This window comes from Mycobacterium sp. TH-M116, assembly GCF_057473685.1.
Genome location: NZ_JBYCLC010000314.1, coordinates 1 through 6,909 on the forward strand (window position 1 = coordinate 1; position 6,909 = coordinate 6,909).

The window sequence follows — 6,909 nt, forward strand, 5'->3', positions numbered from 1 at the left end:
CGAGCGCCTACTCCGGTGTGTACAACTGGTGGGAATCCGGCGGCGGTGACGGTGGCGGCGGTGGCGGCGGTGCCGCCGGAGGCGGATGACCGCTGACCCCACCACTATGTCCCAGATATGTCCCAGACGGCGAAGGCCCCGCACCGGGCCGCCAGTATGCGTCAAGCAGGCCGCATGACATTTCAACCTCAGGCCGCGAATGCGGTCGTGATCTTGATTGCGGCGCCGTGTTGAGGGGGGTTCTACGGCACGCCGTCCCGCCGTCCTCGACGTGCGTACTCCCCGTCAGCCGAGATTCCGTCGACGAAGGTCCGTTCGGTGACGTCCCGTGCACTGCCTCGTTGCGTTGGCCGCTCGCGCTGCAGTCGAATGCGATGCACCCGGCGCCACGTCGGCGACCACACGTTCAGATTTCACACGGCTTAACAAGAAACACGATAGCCACACCGGCGGTCGTCATCGCCCGAGCGGGTTCCCCCAGTGACATCAGGCGGATCGCGGCGTGGCGACGATCGACGACATACCCGTGGGTCCAGAAAGCTGCTGTGATCGCGGTGGCGACGGCCCCGAGCCAGTTCACTGCGGCAAACCACGCGGGCGATCCGCTGCTCGGCGGTGTATTGACCATGCCCATCTCCATGCCTGGATCCATGGCCGCGCAACACACGGGCATCCCGACTGCCGTGAGGAATTGCAAATTGTGGCTGGCGACGGCCGTCCACGGACGGCATCGGGACTCGGCCGGCATGCGCGGGATCACGGTGTCAGCGTGCCCTACCCCATCGTCGCCACCGACCTCGACTCGAAAAGTTTTCTACGAAGCCGTAATGGCCTGCATCTCAAAGTTGCATTCCTCGACCGATTCTCGAACCCTCAGCAACATCGGTAATCGTTGAAGTAGCGCATCTTTCACATTGACGACGCACCTACGAACGCAATCACGTGAAATGTCGAAGTCAGGAGAGCCTTCTCAGAGCGTTTTTCTCGTCGTTGCCGGCGCGTCACCAGGTCTTCAGCATGCAGGGCAGAAACAAGGATCGGCCGGCTCGTCACTGGTGAACCACGTCACGCGTGAGCCTTCACAGTCGTGGAAGTGCGCGCGGCTCCGCGCAGCGCAATTAATTTTTCACCGATTGTTCACCATTTAATTGATGAAATTCAACATGCCCACCGGCAACGATTCCTAATCGTGAAGTTCGAAGCGTCTGATCTGCTCATGACCGTGTCACCGCGAAGGGCTTCGACCCTACCGGGTCGCGCAAAAAGTTCTCTTGTTTCTAGTCCGGATTCGCTTGCGCTGAAGGCTCTCGAACCGGAGATTTTCCCTCTACGTCGAGGGGATGCTGCACCGGAGGCGGCTGGTGGGGAAGTCGGAATTCTCAGTACATGGACTGGGTCGCGTTGAGTCCGATTGTATGGGTGGGGTTTCCCCGCGCCACCCGCCCTCGGTGAGGGTGCAGCGGTGGAGATGCGGAATCGTACTGATCATGCCCGACGAACTCAGCCGCTCTGGCCCACAGGCTCTTTGGCCAACGCTGATCCGTCTCCGCTGCTAACACGCCTCTTGACTGCCCCATCAACGCTGGCATGGCCTTTGTCGGGCGAAGGCGTTGGGCTGCAGCCCGAATGACGGCGCGGCACCGGCCTGGGTGGGGTTGCGTTGCCCACGCCGCCGCAAGCCGGGATAGGTGTGCCGGACTCGTTGCGATCACTGTGCTTCAAGTGATCACTGCGTCAGTCGATTACGACTCGAGTCGAGCCAGATAGCAGGAAAGGAGGAGCACCCACATCTATCGCGGGTGTGCTCTGTCGCATGCCCTGACACCAAACCGGCCCGTGCGGCCAGTTGAGACAACGGAGGTTATGAAAATGAACTTTCTAGCAACCGATTTCGGGGCGCTACCACCGGAGGTCAACTCCGCCAAGATGTATTCCGGTCCCGGTGCGGGGCCGATGATAGACGCCTCGGCGGCTTGGGACGGGCTGGCGAGCCAACTAAGTTCGGCGGCGGCCTCGTACTCCTCGGCGATCTCGGAATTGGAAGAGTCCTGGACGGGTCCTTCGGCGGCGTCGATGGCCGCGGCGGCCGCCCCTCATGCGGCGTGGATGATGCGTATCGCGACCCAAGCCGAGCAGGCGGCAACCCAGGCCAAGGCGGCCGCGGTCGCCTACGAGGCTGCGTTTGCGATGATGGTGCCCCCTCCGGTGATCGCGGCCAACCGCAGCCTCATGGCGGCACTCGTGGCGGCGAACTTCCTGGGGCAGAACACACCGGCGATCGCGGCCACCGAGGTCCAATACGCCGAAATGTGGGCCCAGGACGCCGCCGCGATGTACGGCTATGCCGGCTCCTCGGCGAGCGCGTCGATGCTGGCGCCCTTCACCCCTCCGGCACAAACCACCAACCCCGCAGGGCAGGCTGCGCAAGGCGCCGCCGCCGCCCAGGCCGCCGTCATGTCGGCGGCGACCAACGCGCACTCGATGATGTCGGCGATACCCACGATGCTGCAGGGGCTCGCATCGTCCGCGCAGGCGGCACCAGCGCAGTTCGGGCTGCCGTCATTTGGGAGTATCATTTCGGACTTCGTGCAAGGCGGGGATTACATAGACTTCGGGCTTCTGGACGCAAGCTCGTTGACCAACACCGCCGTCTCGTCGACCAGAAATCTGGAGAACCTGAGTTACCAGGTCGCCGGGGGGCAGCCGGAAATCAAGGTTCCATGGGGCGCGGTTCAGACGCCGAAGGCACTGGCGCCAAACCTGGCGACGGCGTCGAGCCCGGGCAGCGGCGCGGTGTCGGCGGGCATAGGCCGGGCCACCATGATCGGGGCGTTGTCGGCCCCGCAGAGCTGGGCCGCAGCGGCGCCGGCGACGTCGGCTGTCTCCACCGTGTTGCCCGGCGGCGGCTTCAGTGCCGCGCCGGACGGCGGGCCGTCCGGCGCGGCCGGCGCTCCCGGCGTGCCCGGGATACCGATATCGGGTTCGGGAAGCAGCACACGCGTTCCAGGTCCCAAATACGGGTTCCGCGTCACCGTGGTGCCCCGTCCGATGGCCGCAGGGTAGCGGTGAACATTCTGGCTACCAGGTCATTTCAGGCGAGAGGGACAGTGCACATCACAGACTGCGTCCGGCGATCCAGCAGATCGAGCAACCCGTCGCACGTCCGGAGAGAACCACGATGACGATCGTCGACTGACATGTGGAGGACTTTGTCCAGTGTTGGGGGAAGGCGCCGACGAAGAGCTGACCGACGGCGCTTCTTCCCGCGCTCGGCACCGACACGGTGAGCCGCTGCGCAGTGGGCGACCGCCGACCGCGGCGGTGGCGACTTCATGCAACTCGCGAACGCTCGTGTGCCGGTCCCAGATGATCCAGATGATGCAGCGTTGACAGCTTCGTCCGCGATCCGCGGCCAGAAGCATTGCCCGGACGGCGTCTTCGATGCCCACCCACCTCCGACGAGCAGCCGAAGTAGAACGGTAACTGCCCGGTGGCGTCGCCGTCCGCGCCGGCGTAGGCCACGGACATGCCCATCGCGCCCAAACCGATGCGACCGACGCCGAGGCCACCCAGATTCGCTCGTTTCATCAGGTCATTGTGCCGCAGGCGACTTCGGGCCACGGCGCGGGTACCGTGACGCGGGTGCAGCGTATGGACCATTCGGCGACATGATGGACGACGCGACCACCACCCGGCAGGCGCGCAATCTCGCCGTCGACTTCTACCGGGTTTCCGGGGTGGCGCTGATCGTGCTGGGGCATTGGCTGGCCGGTTCGGTGACGTACCACGGCGGACATTTCGGTCGGCAGAATCCGCTGGTCGATCTGCCGTGGACCCAGTGGTTGACCTGGATCTTCCAGGCGGTTCCGGTGTTCTTCCTGGTCGCCGGTTATGCCGGTGGCATCTCGTGGACGCGCCGGCGCGCCGGCGACGACTTCTCCCGCCACGCGTGGACGCGGCATCGGCTGGCCCGCGTCCTCGGGCCGACGGCGGTGTACGTCGCGCCCGTGTGGGTCGCCGTGGCCGTCGCGGAATTCCTCGGAGTGTCCGGCTCCCTGCTGGACTACGCGGGCTGGGCGGTGGCCATGCATCTGTGGTTTCTCGCCATCTACCTGATCGTGGTGTCGCTGACCCCCATCGCGGTTGCCGCGCAACGGCGTTGGGGCCTCGGGGTGCCGGCGGCGCTGGCGGTCGGGGTCATCGCGATCGACGCCGCCTCCCTGCACGGCCACATTCCCTACCTCGGATGGCTGAACTACGTGTTCTGCTGGGGGCTGTTCTACCAACTCGGAATCGCCTGGCACGCTGGCCTGCTGGGCGGGCTCAGGCCGCTGCTGCTGGCGACCGGGGCGGCGCCGGCGCTGGCACTGCTGATCTGGCGGGGCCGATACCCGGTCAGCATGATCGGTGTTCCCGGCCAGGCCATCGAGAACACGACACCTCCGACCGTGGCGATGTTGGCGTTCGGGTGTACTCAGGCCGGGCTGGCGATCGCGCTCGCTCCCGCAATCAACCGGGCGTTGGGCGCCGGTTGGGTGCGGCGCGCGTTGTCGGTCGCCAACACCAATGTGATGGCGCTCTATCTGTGGCACATGATCCCGGTCGTGATCGTCGCGGGTCTCGCGTATCCGGCCGGGCTGTTGCCGCAACCTGTCGAGGGGTCGGGGGCCTGGTGGCTGGCCCGACTGCAGTGGGTTGCCATCCTGAGCGTGGTGACCGGCGCCGAGATGGTCCTGTTGGGTTGGCAGCGGCGGCTTTTCGGTGCTCCCCTGCCCACGCTGGGGTTCGGGCTCCCCGACCGCTGGGGCGAGGCCGTCACGTTGGCCGGCGCCGCGCTGGCCGTCTGCAGCCTCGAGTACCTGGCCGCCGACGGCTTCGCTCCCGACGGGCGCTTCCCGTGGGCGACCGCGGTGGTGTTCGCGGCCGGGCTGGTCCTGGTGATGTTGCGACCCGCGGATTCCCGACTCAGCCCGTGAAACCGTGGTAGTGCATGACGTGCTTGATGCGGGTGTAATCCTCCAACCCGTACAAGGACAGGTCCTTGCCGTACCCGGAGTGTTTGAAGCCGCCGTGCGGCATCTCGGCCACCAGCGGGATGTGGGCATTGATCCACACGCAGCCGAAGTCCAGCTGGGCGGCCATCCGCGCCGCCGTGTCGGCGCTGCGCGTCCACACCGATGACGCGAGCCCGTATTCGGTGCCGTTGGCCATGGCGACCGCCTGGTGTTCGTCGCCGAACCGCTGCGCGGTCATGACCGGTCCGAAGATCTCGGTCGCGACCAATTCGTCGTCCTGGTGCAGGTCGGCGATCAGGGTGGGCTCGTAGAAGAAGCCGGCGCCGTCCTTGCGGCGGCCCCCGGTCAGGACCCGGGCATGCTCCGGCGTGCCCGACACCAGGCCGGCGACCTTCTCCAGCTGGTTTGCGCTGTTGATCGGCCCGTACAGGATGTCCTCGTCGGCCGGGTCGTAGCCGGTCTTGATCTCGCCCACCGCGTCTGACATGGCCGCGAGAAACTCGTCGTAGATGCCGTCGCCGATGATCATGCGCGTGGCCGCGGTGCAGTCCTGCCCGGCGTTGAAGTAGCCCGCCTCCGTGAGCCCGCGCACGGTGGCCGCGATGTCGGCGTCGTCGAAGACGATCACCGGCGCGTTGCCGCCGAGCTCCAGGTGCGCGCGTTTGAGGTCCTTGGCCGCGCTGGTTGCCACGGCCATGCCGGCCCCGACGGAGCCGGTGATCGACACCAGCTGTGGCACCGGGTGCGCGACGAGCTGCGCGCCGGTGTCGCGGTCGCCGCAGACCAGGTTGCACACCCCGGCGGGGAAGATCTCCTGCATTTTCTCCACCAACCAGAACGCCGACGCCGGCGTGGTGTCCGACGGTTTGAGCACCGTCGTGCAGCCGGCAGCCAGCGCCGGCGCGAACTTCCACACCAGCATCAGCATCGGGTAGTTCCACGGCGCCACCTGGGCGACCGGGCCAACAGGTTCGCGGCGCACCGAGGAGGTATAGCCCCGCATGTACTCGGCCTGGGCACGGCCTTCGAGGACCCGTGCGGCGCCGGCGAAGAACCGGAGGTGGTCGAGCACCTGCGGGATCTCCTCGGTAGTCGTCAATCCGATTGGCTTACCGGTGTTCTCGCTTTCGATCGCCACGAGTTCGTCGGCGTTGTCCTCGATGACGTCGGCGAGTTTGAGCAGGGCCCGCTGCCGGTCGCCGGGGGTGCGCCAGCGCCATGATCGGAATGCCCGTGCCGCCGCCGTGCATGCCCGGTCGACGTCTTCGGCCGACGAGTTGGGTGCCACGGCATAGATTTCCCCGGTGGCGGGGTTGACGATATCCATCAGCTCTCCGTGGCCCGCGGCCTGGATCCGGCCGTCGATGATGTTGTGGAATACCTTCTTGTCCGGCATGGGTGTCACCTCCGTGGTGTGCAGTGTTGGGCGTCCCCACCGCCGCGATGGCAGTCGATTACCGAGGTGGGCGCCACGTCCAAGGCCGGCGTGCGATCGAAGAACCCGACAGGCTTGAGCCAGAACGACACCGTGTCGACCGGCATGATCGGCCAGTCCTCCGGACGGGTGATGTGGTGGATGCCGAAGGTGTACCAGAGCACCACGTCGGTGTTGTGGATGGGGCGGTTGGCCGCGGTCCAGCGGGGCAGGCCGAGACCGGGCCCGCTCTGGTTCACGAACTCGCCTGCCGGCCAGCGCTCGTCGGGACGGTTCGGCGTGACCCACACGGTGTGTCCGATGACTCCGGCGCGCTGCAGGACCGGCGAGTCCCAATCGAACATGGACGGGATCGCCCCGCCCGGCACGAGCTTGTAGGAGGGGTGGGTGCCCAGGCCGTTGGTGACGTTGTCGTTGACCACCCGCCACGCCCGCTGGGTCTCCCAGCAGTAGTCCTGC

General features: G+C 66.4%; 5 protein-coding genes. 2 read left to right on the top strand and 3 right to left on the bottom strand.

The genetic code is table 11. The features are described 5' to 3' along the window. Nucleotides 1-406 precede the first annotated feature (406 nt). Nucleotides 407-640 carry a hypothetical protein gene (locus AC2VOK_RS16285; RefSeq protein ID WP_428901410.1) on the bottom strand — a complete coding sequence of 78 codons (234 nt, stop codon included), beginning with the start codon at nucleotides 638-640 and terminating at the stop codon, nucleotides 407-409. Between the two features lie 1,229 nt (nucleotides 641-1,869). Here AC2VOK_RS16285 and AC2VOK_RS16290 point away from each other — a divergent pair. Continuing rightward, on the top strand, nucleotides 1,870-3,063 hold the full coding sequence (locus AC2VOK_RS16290) for a PPE family protein (protein ID WP_428901411.1): 1,194 nt from the start codon (nucleotides 1,870-1,872) through the stop codon (nucleotides 3,061-3,063). 608 nt (nucleotides 3,064-3,671) lie between these two features. Continuing rightward, nucleotides 3,672-4,976, top strand: a complete 1,305-nt coding sequence (locus tag AC2VOK_RS16295) for an acyltransferase family protein (protein ID WP_428901413.1) — start codon at nucleotides 3,672-3,674, stop codon at nucleotides 4,974-4,976. On the opposite strand, the gene AC2VOK_RS16300 is transcribed toward AC2VOK_RS16295, so the two are convergent. Further along, nucleotides 4,966-6,411 (bottom strand): gamma-aminobutyraldehyde dehydrogenase, encoded by a 1,446-nt coding sequence (locus AC2VOK_RS16300; RefSeq protein ID WP_428901412.1) that lies wholly within the window; start codon nucleotides 6,409-6,411, stop codon nucleotides 4,966-4,968. The genes AC2VOK_RS16295 and AC2VOK_RS16300 overlap by 11 nt on opposite strands. A 5-nt stretch (nucleotides 6,412-6,416) precedes the next feature. After that, the coding region (locus AC2VOK_RS16305) for a copper amine oxidase (RefSeq protein WP_486944294.1) at nucleotides 6,417-6,909 on the bottom strand (493 nt) is incomplete at its 5' end.